The 20188-nt window shown below is 37.3% G+C and carries 22 protein-coding genes; 11 read left to right on the top strand and 11 right to left on the bottom strand.

All coding sequences use genetic code 11. From position 1 onward, the window contains the following. Positions 1–32: 32 nt before the first annotated feature. Genes QA539_RS10020 through QA539_RS10010 form a run of 3 tightly spaced genes read right to left on the bottom strand, consistent with a single transcriptional unit; the run spans position 33 to position 3536 of the window. A complete protein-coding gene (locus tag QA539_RS10020; protein WP_419895172.1) occupies positions 33–1205 on the bottom strand; it encodes a M20 metallopeptidase family protein in 1173 nt (390 codons plus the stop codon). Beyond that, positions 1205–2377 carry an amidohydrolase gene (locus QA539_RS10015; protein ID WP_423245827.1) on the bottom strand — a complete coding sequence of 391 codons (1173 nt, stop codon included), beginning with the start codon at positions 2375–2377 and terminating at the stop codon, positions 1205–1207. The genes QA539_RS10020 and QA539_RS10015 overlap by 1 nt, the downstream gene beginning before the upstream one ends. Then, the gene (locus QA539_RS10010; RefSeq protein WP_419895170.1) at positions 2358–3536 is read right to left on the bottom strand and encodes an amidohydrolase; all 1179 of its coding nucleotides are present in this window, start codon (positions 3534–3536) and stop codon (positions 2358–2360) included. The genes QA539_RS10015 and QA539_RS10010 overlap by 20 nt, the downstream gene beginning before the upstream one ends. A 159-nt stretch (positions 3537–3695) precedes the next feature. Here QA539_RS10010 and QA539_RS10005 point away from each other — a divergent pair, with 159 nt between their 5' ends. The 5 genes from QA539_RS10005 (at position 3696) to QA539_RS09985 (ending at position 9186) form a co-directional block, all read left to right on the top strand. Beyond that, positions 3696–4886, top strand: coding sequence for a glycine C-acetyltransferase (locus QA539_RS10005; protein ID WP_413475376.1), 1191 nt, complete (start codon positions 3696–3698; stop codon positions 4884–4886). 174 nt (positions 4887–5060) lie between these two features. Then, on the top strand, positions 5061–6014 hold the full coding sequence (locus QA539_RS10000; protein WP_120785931.1) for an NAD-dependent epimerase/dehydratase family protein: 954 nt from the start codon (positions 5061–5063) through the stop codon (positions 6012–6014). 192 nt (positions 6015–6206) lie between these two features. Then, complete coding sequence (locus QA539_RS09995; protein ID WP_283722229.1) at positions 6207–7277, top strand: branched-chain amino acid aminotransferase; 1071 nt, start codon at positions 6207–6209, stop codon at positions 7275–7277. Positions 7278–7368: 91 nt separating this feature from the next. Further along, positions 7369–8403 (top strand): PTS transporter subunit IIC, encoded by a 1035-nt coding sequence (locus QA539_RS09990; protein WP_241427463.1) that lies wholly within the window; start codon positions 7369–7371, stop codon positions 8401–8403. A gap of 90 nt (positions 8404–8493) precedes the next feature. Next, the gene (locus QA539_RS09985; RefSeq protein ID WP_283722228.1) at positions 8494–9186 is read left to right on the top strand and encodes an HAD family hydrolase; all 693 of its coding nucleotides are present in this window, start codon (positions 8494–8496) and stop codon (positions 9184–9186) included. A gap of 49 nt (positions 9187–9235) precedes the next feature. Here QA539_RS09985 and QA539_RS09980 read toward each other — a convergent pair whose 3' ends face one another. Continuing rightward, positions 9236–9892 carry a deoxynucleoside kinase gene (locus QA539_RS09980; RefSeq protein ID WP_283722227.1) on the bottom strand — a complete coding sequence of 219 codons (657 nt, stop codon included), beginning with the start codon at positions 9890–9892 and terminating at the stop codon, positions 9236–9238. Position 9893: 1 nt separating this feature from the next. Continuing rightward, positions 9894–10493 carry a deoxynucleoside kinase gene (locus QA539_RS09975; RefSeq protein WP_219493286.1) on the bottom strand — a complete coding sequence of 200 codons (600 nt, stop codon included), beginning with the start codon at positions 10491–10493 and terminating at the stop codon, positions 9894–9896. Between the two features lie 72 nt (positions 10494–10565). Between QA539_RS09975 and tadA the strand changes: the two genes are divergently transcribed. Next, entirely contained in the window at positions 10566–11051 is a 486-nt protein-coding gene (gene tadA, locus QA539_RS09970) for a tRNA adenosine(34) deaminase TadA (RefSeq protein ID WP_419895169.1), read from the top strand. Positions 11052–11114: 63 nt separating this feature from the next. Continuing rightward, the gene (locus QA539_RS09965) at positions 11115–11984 is read left to right on the top strand and encodes a Cof-type HAD-IIB family hydrolase (RefSeq protein WP_120785935.1); all 870 of its coding nucleotides are present in this window, start codon (positions 11115–11117) and stop codon (positions 11982–11984) included. A 16-nt stretch (positions 11985–12000) separates the two neighbouring features. On the opposite strand, the gene QA539_RS09960 is transcribed toward QA539_RS09965, so the two are convergent. The 5 genes from QA539_RS09960 to thiD form a co-directional block, all read right to left on the bottom strand. After that, entirely contained in the window at positions 12001–12558 is a 558-nt protein-coding gene (locus tag QA539_RS09960; protein ID WP_413475371.1) for a sugar O-acetyltransferase, read from the bottom strand. Position 12559: 1 nt separating this feature from the next. Next, entirely contained in the window at positions 12560–13438 is an 879-nt protein-coding gene (gene folE2 / locus QA539_RS09955; protein ID WP_419895168.1) for a GTP cyclohydrolase FolE2, read from the bottom strand. Positions 13439–13451: 13 nt separating this feature from the next. Beyond that, the gene (bshB2, locus tag QA539_RS09950; RefSeq protein WP_211517738.1) at positions 13452–14114 is read right to left on the bottom strand and encodes a bacillithiol biosynthesis deacetylase BshB2; all 663 of its coding nucleotides are present in this window, start codon (positions 14112–14114) and stop codon (positions 13452–13454) included. A gap of 13 nt (positions 14115–14127) precedes the next feature. Then, positions 14128–14484, bottom strand: coding sequence for a YojF family protein (locus QA539_RS09945; RefSeq protein WP_211517734.1), 357 nt, complete (start codon positions 14482–14484; stop codon positions 14128–14130). Between the two features lie 243 nt (positions 14485–14727). Continuing rightward, positions 14728–15558, bottom strand: coding sequence for a bifunctional hydroxymethylpyrimidine kinase/phosphomethylpyrimidine kinase (gene thiD / locus QA539_RS09940; RefSeq protein WP_283722222.1), 831 nt, complete (start codon positions 15556–15558; stop codon positions 14728–14730). A gap of 95 nt (positions 15559–15653) precedes the next feature. Here thiD and QA539_RS09935 point away from each other — a divergent pair, with 95 nt between their 5' ends. The 4 genes from QA539_RS09935 to QA539_RS09920 all read left to right on the top strand — a co-directional run bounded on the left by QA539_RS09935 (position 15654) and on the right by QA539_RS09920 (position 18609). Continuing rightward, positions 15654–16313, top strand: a complete 660-nt coding sequence (locus tag QA539_RS09935) for a uracil-DNA glycosylase (RefSeq protein WP_419895167.1) — start codon at positions 15654–15656, stop codon at positions 16311–16313. After that, positions 16310–16618: a DUF5327 family protein gene (locus tag QA539_RS09930; protein ID WP_419895166.1), complete on the top strand. Its 309-nt coding sequence runs from the start codon at positions 16310–16312 to the stop codon at positions 16616–16618. The genes QA539_RS09935 and QA539_RS09930 overlap by 4 nt, the downstream gene beginning before the upstream one ends. Before the next feature lie 19 nt (positions 16619–16637). Next, entirely contained in the window at positions 16638–17000 is a 363-nt protein-coding gene (locus QA539_RS09925) for a DUF423 domain-containing protein (RefSeq protein WP_120785942.1), read from the top strand. A 151-nt stretch (positions 17001–17151) separates the two neighbouring features. Then, positions 17152–18609: an APC family permease gene (locus QA539_RS09920; protein ID WP_419895165.1), complete on the top strand. Its 1458-nt coding sequence runs from the start codon at positions 17152–17154 to the stop codon at positions 18607–18609. Positions 18610–18790: 181 nt separating this feature from the next. On the opposite strand, the gene QA539_RS09915 is transcribed toward QA539_RS09920, so the two are convergent. Further along, positions 18791–20143, bottom strand: a complete 1353-nt coding sequence (locus tag QA539_RS09915) for an APC family permease (RefSeq protein ID WP_219493276.1) — start codon at positions 20141–20143, stop codon at positions 18791–18793. Positions 20144–20188 lie beyond the last annotated feature (45 nt).

Below are 20188 nucleotides of genomic sequence, written 5' to 3'. Positions count from 1 at the left end.
AAAAGCTATGAGGCGTGCCTCATAGCTTTTTTTTATTTTAGTTCATTCATTTTTTGTATGAGTGCTAAGAATATTTTGGGACCATTTAACAGACCATTTTCATCCATATCAAACTTTGGATGATGATGAGGATAATCTGCTTGTATTGCCGTGTTTTTTACTCCAGTATTAAAGTAACATCCCGGACGTTCTTTTAAGAAATAAGCGAAGTCTTCACCGCCTAAACTAGGAGCGGTAGTAACAACATTATTGATGGATGAAATGTTTTCAGCAATATTCTTGAGCCATAATGTTTCTTTCTCGCTATTGACAAGTGCAGGATATCCGTGGGTGTATTCAAGATTAATTTCTACATTGAAGCTTTTTTCTATTCCATTGGAAATTTCATGCAATCGCTGAATAATTACATTTTTGATCTCCTCTTTGTATGTGCGTACTGTACCTGTTAATGTAACACGATCTGCAATAACATTAAACGCATCTCCACCTTTAAACTCACCAATGGTTACAACGCCCGTCTCTATAGGATCTACGCTGCGTGATATGATTGTCTGAAGCTGAGAGATTAAGTGGCTTGCTGCTACTATAGAATCATGTGTTACATGAGGTGTCGCACCATGTCCACCTTTACCTTGTATAGTAATCTTCAATGAATCTGCATTACCGTATGACGGTCCTGTAATAAAGCCAACATCACCGGTTTCCATACTGCTAGATGAATGTGTACCAAACACGAAGTCTACACCTTCTAATATCCCAGCTTCAATCATGGACTTTGCACCGCCAGGCAGCACTTCTTCAGCATGCTGGAAGCATAATATAACATTCCCTTTAATTTCGGATTCATATTTCTTTAAAATTTTTGCAGTAATCAGTAACATTGCAGTATGCCCGTCATGACCACATGCATGCATTACGCCTTGCACTCGTGAGCGATAAGGTACATCTTTTTGATCATTAATTGGTAATGCATCAAAGTCTGCTCTGAGTAATACTGTTGGTCCATCGCCTTGTCCTGAAAGTTTACCGTATAGGCCATATCCTCCGACATTTGTTACTACTGGAATATTAAGTTCAGTTAAATAATCTTCGATAAATTTAGAAGTATTTTTTTCTTGAAAAGAGAGTTCCGGATTCATATGTAAGTAACGTCTAATTTCTATAAGTTCTTCCCTATAGTTAATGACCTCATCTGTCCAGTTCATTATTTATCCTCCTTGTTGAAAAAGTCTTCAGTCGCTTGTAAAAATACTTTAACGGCATTGAGCATGCCCGTCTCATCAATATCAAATTTCGGGTGATGATGTGGGAAATCGGCTTTAAAGTTTTCGTTACGTGTCCCTGTATAGAAGAAAGAACCCGGAACACGTTGTAAATAGTAAGAGAAATCTTCTCCGCCAAGAGAAGGTTTTAGTTCGACAAGTTCCTCGATATCTTCTATCTTTCTCGCGGCATTAACAATAAGGTCAGTCTCATTGATAGTATTTACTACAGGTGGATAGCCTTTACTATACTTAAGTTCATAAGTAATACCCATCGTAGTAACCAGTCCTTCGAGACATCTTTTTAATTCATCTATCATCAATCTTTGTGTCGTCGGATTAAATGTTCTTATCGTACCGGCTATTTTAGCACTATCAGGGATGACATTATTTTGGTCTCCAGCTTGTAGCTGTGTTACGGATATGACAGCAGGTGTAGTAGCGCTTGTTTTACGTGAAACGATATACTGAAGATCATTACAGAGTCTAATAGTAGCAGCAACAGGATCGATTGTAGTGTCAGGATGTGCAGCATGTCCACCTTTCCCGTTTATTGTAATCCAGAAATCATCAGGTATGCCAGTTGCAGTGCCGTATTTATAGCCTAATTTTCCTACTTCTAGATCACTGGAGACGTGTTGACCAATGATAGCATCTACGCCTTTCAAACAATTGTCCGCAATCATTTGTATCGCGCCACCAGGGTCTACTTCTTCAGCATGCTGGTGTATAAAAACAAGATTCCCGTTTATTTTATCGAAGTTCTTTGCAAGAATCTTTGCAGTGATCATAAGTATGGCTGTGTGTGCATCATGTCCACAAGCATGCATCACACCAGGGACTTGCGATTTATAAGGTGCATCTTTCTCATCTTGTATTGGTAATGCATCAAAATCTGCACGTATCGCAAGCGTCGGAAGTGATTCATCTTTGATTAACCGACCGACAACGCCTCTACCACCGACATTACGTTCTACTGTAATACCTTGCTCCTCAAGAAATGCTGCGATATACTCAGGTGTTTTTTCTTCTTGGAAAGAGAGTTCCGGGTGCATGTGCAAATGTCTTCTTATTGCTACTAATTCATCATAGTATTCATTGACTAGGTTTATCATACACATGCTCCTCTTTTAATATACATAAGAATAACTTTACAGCATCAATCATTGCCTGTTCATCAAAGTCAAAGAGTGGATGATGATGAGGTGCAGTTATCCCTTTTGCTTTATTTCCTGCTGCTGTTAAGAAGAATGCACCTGGTTTATGCTGTATGTAGTATGAAAAGTCTTCACCAATCATCAATTGCTCTGTTTCTTTGTATTCAATACCTGCATGTTGTGCAGCACGCTGTATGACTTCTACAGATTGCGTGTCATTAATAACAGCAGGATAGCCATCGATATAATTGAATGTGTACGTTGCTCCTTTAGCTGCAGTAATGCCTTTAATCTCTCTGTCCATCGCTTTCTTAATCAGTTCCTTAACTTCAGGATTAAAAGTCCGTACTGTACCTGTACAATAAGCGCTATCACTGATGACGTTAAAAGTATCGCCTGCGACGACTTTACCTATTGTCAGGACAGCTTGTTCAGTGGGGGCCACATTACGTGAAACGATTGTCTGCAAATTGATAATGAGTTCGGCTAGAACAACAATGGCGTCTACTGTTGTATCGGGGTGAGCTCCATGACCTCCCTTTCCTTGCACAGTAATATGAAATGTATCTGGGCTAGCCATTAGCGCACCATTTCTTGAATAGATAGCACCCTGTTCATAAGGAGACCATAGATGATTACCATAAACTTTATCAACACCGGCTAGTGCTCCATCATTCACCATATCATGTGCACCACCTGGGGCGACTTCTTCAGCAAATTGAAAAATTAGCGTGACCGAACCTGTTATTAATTCATAAGTTGAATTTAGAAGTCTTGCAACAGAGAGTAAAATTGAAGTATGTCCGTCATGTCCACAAGCATGCATAACGCCATCATTTTTAGAACGATAATCTACATCTTTCTGGTCTTGTATCGGCAGTGCATCAAAGTCCGCACGTAGAGCGATAGATGGTCCTTCACCATTTGATATGTTTGCTACAATACCTTTACCACCCACATGTTCTCTAATTTTGAAATGTTTGAGATGCGTTAAAGAATTTAATATGTATGCATATGTCTTTTCTTCATGAAAACTAATTTCAGGATGTTGATGAAGATATCTTCTGATCTCCACCATCTTATCAAAATCATTAGCGATTAATTGTTCAATGTCCATTTCAACGCTCCTTACTTTAAAAAAATTTAATATTTCTAGTGTATCAAAAAGTTTAGAATATTTAAACTTCTTAACACCAAAATTTCAATAGTGCGTTCATTAGAACTCCTAAAATAGTTGTGTTATGATGATAGTGAAAATGAAAAGGGGTGTCAATTTATGACTAAAGCTTTACAATCGTTCTTAACGGAGCGTTTAGACGAACTAAAGGACAATGGTTTATACAATGAAATTAATGTAGTACAAGGACCAAATGGTGCTAAAATTAAGATTGATGGTAAAGAACTTATCAACCTATCTTCTAATAACTATTTAGGGTTAGCAACACATGAGCGTTTAAAGAAAGTTGCAAAAGAAGCGGTAGATTCTCATGGCGTAGGTGCGGGGGCAGTTCGTACGATTAATGGTACTTTAGACTTACATGTGCAATTAGAAGAGAAATTAGCAGAGTTCAAAGGGACAGAAGCTGCGATTGCATATCAATCTGGTTTCAACTGTAACATGGCTGCTATTAGCGCAGTAATGGACAAAAATGATGCAATTCTTTCTGATGAATTAAACCACGCTTCAATCATTGATGGTTGTCGTTTGTCAAAAGCGAAAGTTATTCGTGTTAATCACTCGGATATGGCTGATTTACGTATAAAAGCAAAAGAAGCGGTTGAGTCTGGTTTATACAATAAAGTGATGTATATTACTGATGGTGTTTTCTCAATGGATGGAGATGTTGCAAAACTCCCTGAAATCGTAGAAATTGCTGAAGAATTTGGATTAATTACGTATGTAGATGATGCACATGGATCAGGTGTTATGGGTAAAGGGGCAGGAACAGTTAAGCACTTTGGTCTTCAAGATAAGATTGACTTCCAAATCGGGACATTATCTAAAGCAATCGGCGTCGTAGGTGGATATGTAGCAGGAACTAAAGATTTAATCGACTGGTTAAAAGTGGCTTCACGACCATTCTTATTCTCTACTTCTCTAGCACCAGCTGATACACGTGCAATTACGGAAGCAGTAACAATACTTATGGAATCTACAGAATTACATGATAAATTATGGGAAAATGGAGACTACTTAAAAGCAGGGTTAGAAAAATTAGGCTTTGATATCGGTCATTCTGAAACACCCATCACACCATGTATTATCGGTGATGAGAAGACAACTCAAGAATTCTCTAGACGTTTAATGGAAGAAGGCGTATATGCAAAATCTATCGTCTTCCCAACAGTGCCACGTGGAACAGGGCGTGTACGTAACATGCCGACAGCAGCACATACGAAAGAAATGCTTGAAGAAGCGTTAGCAATCTATGAGCGAGTAGGGAAAGAATTAAACATTATTAAATAGTTTATTGGCTGGAGTGCACCTCCAGCTTTTTTATATATGTTCATGTAAAAAGATAAATAAATGTATTCTTATGGTGGACATGTAAGCGTTTTTAATATAGAATCTAGGGGGTAATAGTCAATATATTAATTATTTGTTCGTTTCGAGAATACAGTTGTATAAGGGGAGAATGAAATGGAAAAGATTATGATTACGGGTGCTTTGGGTCAAATTGGTACAGAATTAACATTAAAATTAAGAGAAATCTATGGGGTGGATAATGTATTAGCTACTGATTTACGTCATCCTGAAGCAGGTGCTAAAGTATTAGAAGGGCCATTTGAAGAACTAGATGTAACGGATGCTGAGCGCATGGATAAATTAGCTTCAGACTTTAATGCTGACACGATTATGCATATGGCAGCACTCTTATCCGCAACAGCTGAAAAGGATCCGGTATTTGCGTGGAACTTAAATATGGGCGGCTTACTTAACGCTTTGGAAGTTGCACGTAAATATAATATGCAATTCTTTACACCGTCTTCGATTGGTGCATTTGGACCAAGTACACCAGCTGACAACACACCACAAGTTACAGTTCAACGTCCTACAACAATGTACGGTGTAAATAAAGTTTCTGGTGAGTTATTATGTGACTATTACTTCCACCGCTTTAATGTGGATACGCGTGGCGTACGTTTCCCGGGACTTATCTCACATGTCAAAGAACCGGGTGGTGGTACAACGGATTATGCAGTAGAGATTTACTTCAAAGCAATTCGTGAAGGTAAATATACTTCATACATAAACAGTGGTACTTTCATGGATATGATGTTTATGGATGATGCGATTGATGCAATTATTAAATTAATGGAGGCACCTTCTAAAAACCTAAAAGACCGTAATGCTTTTAATGTAACTGCAATGAGTGTTGATCCGGAAATGATTGCTGCAAGCATTCGTAAATTAGTGCCAGACTTCGAACTTGATTATGATGTAGATCCAGTGCGTGAAGGTATTGCACAAAGCTGGCCAGACTCAATTGATGCAACAGAAGCAAAGAAACAGTGGGGATTTGATCCTAAGTTTGATTTAGATGCAATGACGAAGGAAATGTTAAATGCAATTAAATTAAAAGAAAATAAATAATTGATGAATCTCATAAAAATCCAAAGAAATGAGTAGTATCAGCTACCCATCTCTTTGGATTTTTTTAATAGCATAATGAAAGCGTTTTAATTGTATATAAGAATTAGAATTTTCTAAAAACTTATTGAAAAAGGAATTTGGAGTTGCTATACTAAGTGACATTAATAATAAATTTTGAAGGGATTGGATGAAATGGTAGTAGTATTTGAAGTGGAAGAACGAATGCACAAACAGCAAAAACCTAATCCTGAAAACTTAGGATTTGGTAAGTTTTTTACAGATTATATGTTTTCAATGGATTACTCAAATGAAGAAGGTTGGCATAACAAAAAAATTATCCCTTATCAAGAAATCTCCATGAGCCCTGCTTCACAAGTGCTTCATTATGGTCAGGCAGTATTTGAAGGGCTGAAAGCTTACAAGACGCAACACGGTGTTCAGTTATTTCGACCTGATCAAAATTTTAAACGAATGAATCAATCATGTGAGCGTTTAGAAATACCCCAGATAGATGTTGAAGAAATGGTACAAGCGCTCAAACAGCTTGTTGAACTCGAGAAAGATTGGATTCCAAGTGGTGCAGGTCAATCTTTATACATTAGACCGATTGTATTTGCGAATGAACCTTTCCTAGGTGTACGACCAGCGATCAGCTATAAATTTCTGATTCTTTTATCTCCAGTCGGTGCATATTATGGTGGTGGGCAATTAACGCCAACGAAAATCTATGTTGAAGATGAATATGTTAGAGCTGTTAGAGGTGGTGTGGGATTTGCTAAAGCAGCAGGAAACTATGCTGCAAGTTTAATTGCACAGTCTAGAGCTGAAAAATTAGGCTATGATCAAGTGTTGTGGCTAGATGGTGTAGAACAGGCTTATATTGAAGAAGTAGGAAGTATGAATATTTTCTTTGTTATCAACAATAAACTCGTTACACCTGAACTGAATGGTAGTATATTACCGGGGATTACACGAAAATCTATTTTAGAGCTTGCAGAGCATCTAGGGTACGAAGTGGAAGAGCGCCGCATTAGTATCCAGGAGGTTGTGGATAATGCAAAGAATGGTAGTTTAACAGAAGTATTCGGTGCAGGAACAGCAGTCGTTATCTCACCGGTTGGCGAGATTAAATATAAAGATGATGTATTGACGATTGGTGATGGCAATACAGGTAAGATTACTGAAGAACTATATAGTGCTTATACTAGTATTCAAAGTGGTTCGAAAGAAGATCCGTTTGGATGGTGTGTATCAGCAGAATAATTATTAAGGAGTGGTTCAACTATGGATATTCATATTTGTAACGATAAAGAAGGTCATATTATGTAAAAACTAAAAATAGGAGTGGATGATTATGGAACATGAGATGAGTAGAAAAGACTATTTTAAAGATCGATTCGAAAAGGGAGCACAAGGTATCTCGGCAGGAATCTTTGTAGCGCTCGGGGTAGGAATGTTATTGAAGTCAATTGGAGGTTTATTGCATATTGATTTATTAGTTCTTTTCGGTACGATTTCGATGTTAATTTTAGCACCGGCACTAGGAGGAGCTATCGCTTATAGTTTAGGCGCAAATGGAATTACATTAGTTTCTGCTATGGTTGCTGCAACAATCGGTGGTAATGCACTGAAAGAAGTAGATGGAGCTTTTACAATCCAGACAGGACTACCTATCGGAGCAATTATCGGTGCAATCGTAGCAACTTATGTCGGTAAGAAAGTAACCGGAAAGACCATTCTCGATATGATGGCAGTGCCAGTATCTGCAGTGCTTGCTGGTAGTTTAGTAGGTTATTATCTAGCACGCGTTGTGGAACCTGCATTAGTTGTTATTTCGAAATCAATCGCTCAATCTGTAGAAGGACAACCACTCATCTCGTCTGTAGTGATCGCGCTCGTATTTGCAGTTATCGTAATGACCCCAGCATCGTCAGCAGCACTGGTTATTGTCTTACAACTTGATCCAGCATCTTCTGCGGCAGCACTCGTCGGTATCTCAGCACAATTCGTCGGATACACAGCGATGGGGCTAAAGGATAATGATCTAGGTGGCTTCTTAGCGCAACTCGTGTGTACGCCTAAGGTTCAGTTCCCGAACATTGTAAACAACCCTAAAATTACGATTGCGCCTCTCGTAGCATCTGCAATCAGTGGTCCAGTTGCAATTCTGTGGTTTAAGCTGGGCGTACCCTATGAAATTGGTGGTATCGGTTTATGCGGCTTCATCGCACCGATGCAAATTTTAAATGATCAAGGCATTGTCGCATTTACGCAGTTTATGATTGCAGGCGTCTTTCTACCGCTTGTCGTAACGTATGTATTACACTACGGTGTTGCACGACGTTTTAATCATGTGAAAGCAGGGGACTTAACTTTAGAAATCAAATAAATAAAATATCTCGCTCAAGTTAGAGTGAGATATTTTTGCGTGAAAAGGTTATAAAATAATAAAAGTGAAGTTAGGGAGTAGACAAAAATTATGACGAAATTAATCATTTTTGATAAAGATGGGACATTAATGAAATTAGGACATCCGGTGGTGAAGTTAGCTGATGATTTGATCAATGAATTTTCAGTGCGTACAGATATTCATGTGCCAAAATCTGAAATAAAAGACGCATTCGGTATTGTCGATGATCAAGTTGATAAATTGCTTGGTGCACAAACAACAAAGGCAATCGTATCCAGTTTAGAAAAGCTTCCGAATGGTGATGCGATGGCCAGCTGGTTACTTAAAAAGATTGAACATGCAACGTCTGACAATGAAGTGGAAGACATCGAAATTATTGAAGGTGTCGAGGAAACATTGAAATCTCTACACGATAAAGGTTACCTTCTTGCTATCGTATCAGCAGATGACAATGCATCGATGGATTTATTCATAGATAAATATGGTATTCGTGAATATTTCGATAAGATTATTACGAGTGATTCATCAGATTATCATAAACCACAAAAAGAGTTGGTGCAGCTTATAATGGATGAGTTAAATGTTGAAAAAGAGGATACGATGATGGTAGGAGATACTGAGATGGATGTTGAACTTGGTCAGAATGCTGAAGTCAGAAAAATAGTAGGCGTATTATCAGGCTCTGGTGATGCACAAGATTTGCGAAATGCGGATATAGTATTAAATAGTGTGGCTGAGATTGTTGATAGGTTAGGGTTATAAACCAATATAAAAATGGTGCGGTAATGTTTTACCGTACCATTTTTAATATTTATCTTTTATGCATTGCACGATGTGTGTGGATTACTTTAGCAATCTTCTCAATCACTGGATCAAGTGAATCGATATCTCCATATACATCATATTCATTGATATTAATTCTTACGACAGGGCATGCATTGAAGTTCTCAATCCATTCGACATAACGCGTATATAATGCACGCCAATAAGTTTCATCTGTTTCTATTTCCATTTGACGACCACGTTCCGCGATACGATTAATCACATCTTCATAATCGCTTTCTAAGAAGATTAAACAGTCGGGTTGCGGGAAGTATGGCGTCATTACCATTGCTTCGTATAACTGATAATAAGTTGCGAAGTCTTCTTTCGTCATCGTGCCGCCTTCTTCATGCATCTTAGCAAAGATATCTACATCTTCATAGATGGAGCGATCCTGTATAAAACCGCCGCCATATTCAAACATACGTTTTTGTTCTTTAAAACGTTCTGCAAGAAAATAGATTTGTAAATGAAAGCTCCAGCGATCAAAATCATTGTAGAATTTTTCTAAGTAAGGATTGTTATCTACTTTTTCAAAAGAAGTTCTGAAGTTTAGCTTCTCAGCCAGTGCTTTTGTTAACGAACTTTTTCCGACTCCGACAGTACCTGCAATAGTGATGATTGCATCATTAGGGATTGTATACATATTAAGCTCCTATAATATCTTTTATTTGTTGTACGATATACTCATAATCTGCTGCATTATTTACAAAGTCTGTATCGCTTGTATCGATAAGTATCGTCTGATGATCATGTTTCATTGATTCATATACACGTCTATAATCCTCGGTTAACTTTAATAAATAATCATCTTCGATATGAGATTCAAAGTCGCGATTACGTAGCTGAATGCGTTGTTTAAGTACATCTAGATCTGCTGTTAAGAACACAGTAACGTCAGGTCTGCGAACTTCTCGCGTCAATATATCGTAAATTTCTTCGAACATCTTATATTCTTTATCATTTAAAGTGTTGTTTGCGAATACTTTATTTTTAAGAATATGATAATCGCTAACTACAGATATATCATTTGATAATTCTGTTAAAACCTTATATCTGTTGCATAGGAAAAACATTTCTGTCTGAAAGCTCCACTTATCGATATCTTCATAAAAGTCAGATAAGAAAGGATTTTCTTCAACGATTTCATAGATGGGGGTTAAATTTAAAGTGGATGATAGCTTCTTAGTCAGTGAACTTTTGCCGACACCGATCGGTCCTTCTATTGCTATAAATAAAGGTGCCATATTTCTCTCCTCGAATGTTAAAATAAAATAGTATTTGTATTGTACCATAAAATAAATAAGGCGGATGAAGAAATGAATCATGAAATCTTTATGCAGATGGCGATTGATGAAGCAAAAAAAGCATATAAAATCAATGAAGTACCTATTGGAGCAATCGTTGTAAAGCATGGGGAAGTTATTGGCCGTGGCCATAATTTACGAGAATCGTTACAAAATCCACTGATGCATGCAGAAGTTGTTGCGATAAATGAAGCAAGTAAAAATATTGGCTCATGGCGTTTAGAGGAATGTGTATTGTATGTGACACTTGAACCTTGTGTAATGTGTAGCGGAGCAATTGTAATGAGTAGGATTCCGACTGTCGTATACGGTGCTCATGATGCAAAAGGTGGTTGCAGTGGATCGCTCATGAACTTGTTGCATGAATCACGATTCAATCATCAGGCAACAGTAATTGCAGGTATCAAACATGAAGAATGCAGTATATTGCTTAAAGATTTCTTTAAAACACTTAGAAATAATAAATTACTCGAGAAGAATAAGAAACTAAAAGAGTAACATCTTTAGATAAAAGCCACTGAATTTGATACACTATATGTATTAATAATAGGAGATGAAATGATGATTAGACTAATCGCAACAGATATGGATGGTACATTATTGAATAGTGCGCATGAAATCTCAGAAGAAAATATTCAAGCGATTAAATATGCACAATCGAAAGGTGTCACTGTGGCTATTGCGACGGGACGCGCATTCTATGAAGCAAATACGCCTGTGAAACCAACTGGACTTAAAGTTCCTTTTATTTGTCTGAATGGGGCGGAAGTACGTGATGAAGCCTTCAATATAATATACACTTCTAAGATTAGTGATGAACAGATTAGGCTCATCACAGAAACTCTTAAAAAACATCATCTATACTATCAGGTATATACGAGTGCACGTATCTATACTGAAGATAAAGAGAAGGATCTTGAAATTTACATAGATATTGCGGAGAAAATGGGGCATACTCCAGATGTTGAAAAGATTCGTAAATCAATACAAAAGCGTATAGATAACGGCTCTTTAAAAGAAGTCGATAGTTATGAAGAAATATATAAACGTGAGGGTGAGGTTGTTCTGAAATTCCTGGCGTTTTCTAGTGATTTGTCAAAGATAGATGCAGCAAAGGCTGAACTTGCTGAATATAATAGTTTAGCAATATCATCATCATCAAGAGGGAATATAGAAATTACGCATACTAATGCACAAAAAGGAATTGCATTGGAATCCATATGTGAAAAACTGAATATTACGATGGATGAAGTGATGGCCATTGGTGATAACTTAAATGATGTTTCAATGTTAGAACGTGCTAAATATTCATTCGCTATGTCTAATGGAGCAGAGGAAGTTAAGCAGGTTGCTAAATACATGGCCGGGGACAATGAAGAAAGCGGTGTAGGACGCGCAATTATGCAAGTTATGAATGGAGAAATAAAATAAGCAGCCGTCTGGCTGCTTATTTTATTTGCCTGATTACTGTTGCAGGAATGCCTGCAACGACAGCATTATCTGGTATGTCTTTTGTTACAACTGCACCGCTCGCAATAACGACATTATTACCTATCTTTACACCTGGATTAATGATACTGCGTCCACCAATCCAGCAATTATCACCAATCACAACAGACTTTGCATACTCTAAACCGCTATTACGTTGAATAGGATCAATCGGATGAGTGGCTGTATAGATATGCACACCTGGAGCTATCATACAGTTATCGCCAATTGTAACTGACGCGCCATCTAAAATCGTTAAATCATGATTTGAATAAAAGTTTTCACCTACGTGAATATTATAGCCATAATCAACACGTATATTTGCTTCGACATGAATGTGCTCGCCCGTGGTTCCGAAGATTTCTTTAATGAGCTGACAGCGAGCATTTACTTCATCTTCTGGCAGATTATTGTAACGACGTGTCATAAGCTTTGCATTCATTCTATCGTGCGCAAGTTGTGCGTCAGAGGGATTATATATAGTACCTTGTAGCATCTTTTCTTTTTCAGTGAGCATATTATTTATTATACGTCAGACGTGCAAAGGCATCATGCTGATGGATGGATTCTTCATTGCGACATTCGATTGTAAAACCTGTAATGAAATCAAGTTCTACTAAATCAGCTGCAATTAATCGTAATAAGTCTTCGACAAAACGTGGGTTTTCATATGCACGTTCCGTTACTGATTTTTCATCTGTACGTTTTAATATTGGGTATAGCATTGAACTAGCGTTGACTTCCATCGCTTCTAAGATACGTTCTTTGAAGTTTGCTGGTAATTCACCTTCTGGTGCAAAGTCAGCTTTAACTGTCACGATACCGCGTTGGTTATGAGCAGAGTATTCGCTGATTTCTTTAGAGCATGGGCAAAGTGTTGTTACCATTGCAGTCAATGTTAACGATTTATTAATTGTCGTATCACCTTCAACTGTCATAGAAAAACGTGTATCAGCATGTCCGATTGCACGTAGGTTTGTTACTGGACTGAAACGGTCAAAGAACCATTTTGCATCTACATCAACAGTCGCATCTTTTTGATGCATTACTGTCTGTAAAGTAATTAATACTGTTTTTAATGTATCAAAATCAAGCGATAAACCATTATCATAATGGGCTTCAACTGATTCTAAAATACGGCTCATGTTAATGCCTTTTTCATCTTTAGCCAAATGCGTGGATAGGCTAAATGTTCCTGCTGTTTGATAACTATCCAGTCGGACGGGATATGTTAAATTTTTAATACCTACATGATCGATTTCAAATAAAAAATCTTTTTTCGAACTTTGCAGGTCTGTCATTTTTTCTTTCTCAGTAGGTTTATTCCCTTTAATAGGATCTACCGAACCGAAATGTTTCCATCGACCTTCACGTGTATTTAAATTATATTGATCCATCTCATTCTCCTAATTAAACTTCGTATTCGTAGAAGCGTTCTTTTCGAAGCCACATATCTTTTGCTGCTTCTGCTTCTTGTGTATTTGCCGCTAAATTTTCTAGCATTGGTCCTGTTTGCGATGCATGTGCACCTAATACATTCATCTTTCTTTCTTCATATCCCGTAATATCATATTCAACATTTGGTTCTCCGATATTCTCAACAGTATCATTACTAAAAGCGACTAAATGTAATTTAGGCTTTTCACCCTCCATACGACGCACCGCTTCAACTACTGCATCTGCTGTGGCTTCGTGGTCTGGATGTACAGAGTAACCTGGATAGAACGAAATGATTTTTGAAGGATTTAATTCATTGATTAATCCTGTTACCATGTCGACTAAGTCATCTAATAATTCAAATTCTAATGTCTTATCACGGTAACCCATTTTGCGTAAGTCGGTAATTCCCATTACGCGACAAGCTTCTTCTAATTCTTTCTCACGAATCTTTGGTAATGATTCACGGGTTGCAAAGGGCGGATTACCTAGGTTTCTCCCCATTTGCCCTAGTGTTAGGCATGCATAAGTAACTGGCGTGCCTGCATCTATATGTTTCATAATCGTACCTGATACACCGAATGCTTCATCATCCGGATGAGGGAAGATTACGAGCACTTGTCTTTCTTGTTCCATCATCATTTCCCCCTTAAACCTCAAATGGCGTTTCGCTTATTTCAAGAGCTGCGGCAAGCTGACCTTGATAGTTTAAACCAGCCATTAAGAAACGGCCTTCTTCGTCAATTTCAAAGTGTGTTAAACCTTGTACATAAATCCAGCCACTATTTAATTTCAAACCGACACGGAAAGGTTCTTTTCCGCCGCCAGTAATAATCCCTTGAATATATGATACTTGAATATTACGTAAGAATGTACCTGCATTGAACACTTTTTGATCAAAGTGACTTGCATAAGCACCATTCGTTGTTTCTACATGTAAATAGACAGGTTTCTCTTGAAATTGATTCAATAGCTCCTGTACTTGTTGTTTGTCGATTAATTCCATTTTCATTACTCCTCAAAGTTTATACTAAACTATTTTACTAAATAAATTGTAAAAATTATACCTTTTGAGCTTGTATAAGAAAAAAAGACATAAAAAAACTGAGCGATATCCGTACTTATAATGCGGTACGCTCGAACTAACGGCGTTCCACGCTCAGGCACGAGTTAAATCAAAAAAGATGACTGGAAACAAAGAACATTTCCTGCCATCTTTTCATAATATTACTCATGTCACAATCTTTTTTTACACTTCTTTAGTTGTTACTTCAATCTTCTCAACGTTATTGTAAGCACCATGCTGTACTGGTCCTACAAATTCGTTCATTTTCCATCCGTGTTTAATTGCTGATGCGACAAATCCTTTAGCAGCAATTACCGCTTCACGTGGAGATTTACCTAATGCTAAGTTTGCTGTTGTAGCAGCGGCAAATGTACAACCTGCACCGTGATTATATGATGATTGGAATTTATCAGTTGTCAGTAATGTATAATTATCACCATCGTAATATAAATCTAATGCTTTATCAGATTCTAAAGCTTTTCCACCTTTGATAATAACGTGTTTTGCACCACGTTGATGAATGATTTCAGCAGCTTCTTTCATTTGTTCGATTGTTGTTAGTTTACCTAAACCAGATAATTGACCTGCTTCGAACAAGTTCGGTGTCACAATTGTAGCAAGTGGTAATAAATATTTAATCATAGCATCCGTGTTGCCAGGATTAAGCACTTCATCTTCCCCTTTGCATACCATAACAGGGTCCACTACGAAATACGCAGCATCAGAATCTTCAAAAGCTTTGGCCGCACGCTGGATGATTTCTTCAGTTCCTAACATACCTGTTTTAATGGCATCAGGGCCGATAGATAATGCAGTTTTAATTTGTTTATCTAATAATTCAATTGGCAGTGGTGTAACATCATGGCCCCAAGTTTCTGGATCCATTGCGACTACAGCGGTTAATGCCACCATACCGTATGTGTTATATTCCTGGAAAGTTTTTAAGTCAGCTTGCATACCAGCTCCAGCACTTGTATCAGATCCGGCAATTGTTAAAATCTTTTTTAAGCTCATTTTCATTTCCCCTATTCTTGTTTGTTTGTTAATATCATATCATGAATACGTTTAATTCAAAATGATATATTTATAATATATATGAGGTGGATAGTATGGAATGGGAGCAGATTTTTCATGGAATTAAAGAGAAATATAACTTTGATGAAATGGATGAAATATTAGAAAAAGCATATGCAACACAGACAGTATATCCAACACGTGAGAATATATATAATGCGTTTAAGTTTACGCCATTTAATGACGTTAAAGTTGTGATTATAGGTCAAGATCCTTATCATGGTCCAAATCAGGCACATGGCTTGGCTTTTTCTGTAATGAATGGAACAAAACTTCCGCCATCATTACGTAACATGTATCAGGAGCTGGAAAACGATTTAAACATTCGAAGACATACAGGTGAATTGACAGGATGGGCATATGAAGGTGTGTTATTATTGAATAATGTATTGACTGTTTTAGGTGGCCAGGCACATTCGCATAAAGGTATTGGGTGGGAGCAGTTTACAACTGAAATTATAAAAGCTGTTTCGCAATATAGAGAAAACGTGGTCTTCATACTATGGGGTAAACCAGCACAGAAACTTGAGCCTTTAATTGATAAGACGAAACATAAAGTCATTAAAAGTGTCCATCCAAGTCCATTGAGTGCCTATAGAGGATTCTTTGGATCAAAACCATATAGTCAGACGAATGAATATTTAGTTGCACACAATAAGACGCCAATAGATTGGGGAAGGGAGGATGTTCAGTGAACGATAAACTCATTCAGAAATTGTCCGAAGAAGTTGAAGCGCTTAAACGCGCTTCAACTGTTGTAGAATTTAATAAACATCTCTATGCGATAGAAATGATGGCAAATATCGGACAAAGCGAAACGAAATCGATACCTAAACCTGCATATATGCCTGCAGAATCACCACCAGTAAAACAAACTGGACCGCACGAAGCGGTTTCACCAGAAGAACTGAAGATGATGGGTGCTAAAGTTGTATCGAATGATAGTAAGATAAAAACAGATGATGGTTTTGGTAATGGAGATTCAATCTTTGATTTTTAATAAATAGGAGGGCATTAACATGAAATTATTCTTGATTATAGGTGCATTTAACGCAATGTTAGCAGTGGCACTTGGTGCATTCGGTGCACATGGTTTAGAGGGTAAGTTAAGTGAGAAGTACATGGATATATGGGATAAAGCGACGGCGTATCAAATGTATCATGCGCTTGGTATTATTGCGATTGCAATTTTAAATGGTACTACGAAGATGAACTTAAATACAGCAGGATGGTTGATGACGATAGGTATTGTACTTTTTAGTGGGTCACTTTATCTATTGGCATTAACGCAAATTAAAGTGCTTGGTGCGATTACTCCAATTGGTGGTGTCCTGTTTATTGCAAGCTGGGTTATGCTGATGATTGCAGCAATTAAATATTAGGCTTATCATAAAGAAAATTTTGACGAGCATCCCTTAAACTATATTTTATGTTAAGGGATGCTTTTTTATATAAGTCTTCAGAAAAGTATAAGTAGGAATTTACATGTTATGGAATAGATAGATTAGGGTAAAGCATTTCTGAGGTGATTTTATGAGAGGGGAAATTATTAAAAAACCGCAAAAACCTGTACGTAAGGAACTTGAGAAGAATCTTTCTGAAAAATTTGTATGGGCTATAGCATATGGTTCAAGTATAGGATGGGGTGCATTTATTTTACCAGGTGACTGGATAAAAAGCGCTGGCCCAATAGGTGCTACAATCGGCATACTCCTTGGCGCATTACTTATGATTGTCATTGCAGTAAGTTATGGTGCTTTAGTTGAGAAATTTCCGGTATCAGGGGGTGCATTTGCATTTGGTTACTTAGGATTCGGAAAATACATTGCATTTTTTTCAAGCTGGTTCTTAACTTTTGGATATATATGCATTGTCGCATTAAATGCATCAGCGTTTAGTTTAATCTTTAAATTCTTATTCCCGGGACTTATGACAAGAGGTAAATTATATACGGTCGCCGGATGGGATGTATATGTTACAGAGATTATATTATCTTCAGTAATACTTATTATATTTGGATGGATAAGTGTTAAAGGAGCAAGTTTTTCAGGAAACTTACAATACGTATTTTGTGTCATATTAGCAGTCGTAGTAATCATGCTATTTATCAGTTCAATGTTTACAAAGGATTTTTCATTTGGATATTTATCACCAATTTTCAACGAAAACATGGGAGCTTTACAATCGATACTTATGATCTTAGCAGTCGCACCTTGGGCTTTTGTGGGATTTGATAATATTCCTCAAACTGCAGAAGAATTTAATTTTGCGCCTAGCAAAACATTTAAATTAATTGTTTTTAGTTTATCTGCAAGTGCATTTACATATGTTGCAATGATTTTACTGACGGGTTGGACAGTTAAAGATGCATCTAGATTAGGCGGAGATTTATTTGTTACAGGATCAGTTATCCAGTCTGCATTTGGATATATTGGTGTGGGAATACTATCAGTTGCAATACTGATGGGGATATTTACTGGATTGAATGGATTTCTGATGAGTTCAAGCAGATTGTTGTTTTCGATGGGGCGTTCGGGTGTTATGCCAAGAATATTTAGCCGTATTCATCCAAAATACAATACACCATACATAGCAATAGCATTCATTACATTACTGGCGCTTTGTTCTCCATGGCTAGGTAGAACAGCGTTGACGTGGATTGTCGATATGAGTTCTACAGGAGTGTCTATTGCGTATTTAGTGACATGTTTAAGTGCTTATCGTCTTTTTGGACAACGTAATACACTACACTATGACCTGAAATATAAATGGATGGCGTTACTTGGAGTAATTGTGAGCGCCACGTTCCTCATTTTATTACTCTTTCCAGGGTCTCCGGCATCACTTAAACTACCTAGTTATATTGCATTAGCAGTTTGGTTGATAATAGGGATTATATTCTTTATGATTCGTTTTCGTAAACTTAAAGCAATGTCTAAAGAGACATTAGATCACCTAATTTTAGATAAGGAAATAAACAAAAGCAGCTAAAACTTTAGCTGCTTTTGTTTATTTACGTGTTGTATTTTGTTGGTGCGAACGTTTCTCTAATTGTTTTTTTACGATTGGAATTAGGATGGGACTTAATTTAATGATTAGTCGAACTAAACGTTTCATAGTATATCCTCATTTCTGTAATGTATTAGTAGTTATATAACCGTTATTGCGTATATTAAACATGTTTTTTGCGCAACATGAAATAAAATGGAATTCCGATGACTACGAAAAGTACACCGAGCATTGAACCGGTGAAATCACTCATTAATGTACTGATGATAATAAATAGACCTCCACCCATCGCAACGATAGGGACGATTGGATATAACGGTACTGAATAATCGCGTTTTTGTCCTTTATTTTGTTTGCGTAATATAAACAGTCCGATAAAGCTAGCGATATAGAAGATATAAATTACGAATATACATACTTCAGATAAGTAGTCGGCGTTCACGACTTCAGGAATTACGATTGTAAGTAAAAGTAGAATCATACTTACAACATACATTGTAATCATTGCACCGATGGGTGTTTTAAATTTAGGGCTTACATAGCTGATAAATTTCGCGAAGGGCAATAAGTTATCATCAGCCATTGCAAATGGAATACGAGGGAAAGTCATAATTTTTCCGTTCAAGCAACCGAATATCGAGATAATAACGCCGATATTAACAAATTTAGAACCGAGGTCACCGAATAATATTTTAGCGGCTTCCGCAGATGAAGTGTTTCCTAGTCCAACAAGCGTTTCAGCAGGGATGACTTTAAAGACAGCGATATTGATGAGTACATATGCGAATGTAACAACGCTTAGTCCTATAAGCATCGCAAGTGGCAGATTGCGCTTTGCATTTTTCATTTCACCTGTTAAGTTTGTCAGTAGAATCCATCCATCGTATGCAAATAACGTAGCTAGTACGGCACGACCGAAATTAACTTCTCCTTTATTCTCAATTAAGCTTGTCACGTTATGTCCGAATACACCTTCTTTACCCCACAACAAACCGAAGATAATAATAGCGAATACAGGAATCAGTTTACAGATTGTAGTAAAGGTCTGCATCGCACCACCAGCATTTGTACCAAGAATATTAAGAATGACAAGAAAAGTAAATGCTGCGACACCAATCCATATACCTAGGGCTGGATCGATTCCAAAAAAGTTCGTTACGAGTATGCCGAAGAATAATGAAAGTGAAGCGATAATTGCGGGGCCATAGATGACCGTCTGCATCCAACCTGTTAAAAATCCCCAGAAGGGACCATAAATATCTCTAATATAAGCATACAATCCTCCGGTTTTTGGTATTTGTGCGCCTACTTCTGAAATAGTCAGACCTGCTGCTAAAGTTAATACACCTCCGACAACCCAGGCCCAGATTGCAAGATCACTTGTACCTGCATGATTGAGCACTACGGAAGGTTTAACGAACACGCCAGAACCAATAATCGTTCCGATAACTATCGTTATAGCAGTCCAGAATCCTATCGTTTTTTCGAGTGCTTGTTCTCCATGATGTTTATTCATAACGCCACCTCTTTTTATAGTTTTTATCAATATATCATGAAATCA

The organism is Macrococcus psychrotolerans, from assembly GCF_038095555.1.
GTDB classification, from domain to species: domain Bacteria; phylum Bacillota; class Bacilli; order Staphylococcales; family Staphylococcaceae; genus Macrococcoides; species Macrococcoides psychrotolerans.
This window is presented reverse-complemented; position numbering and strand designations above follow the sequence as displayed.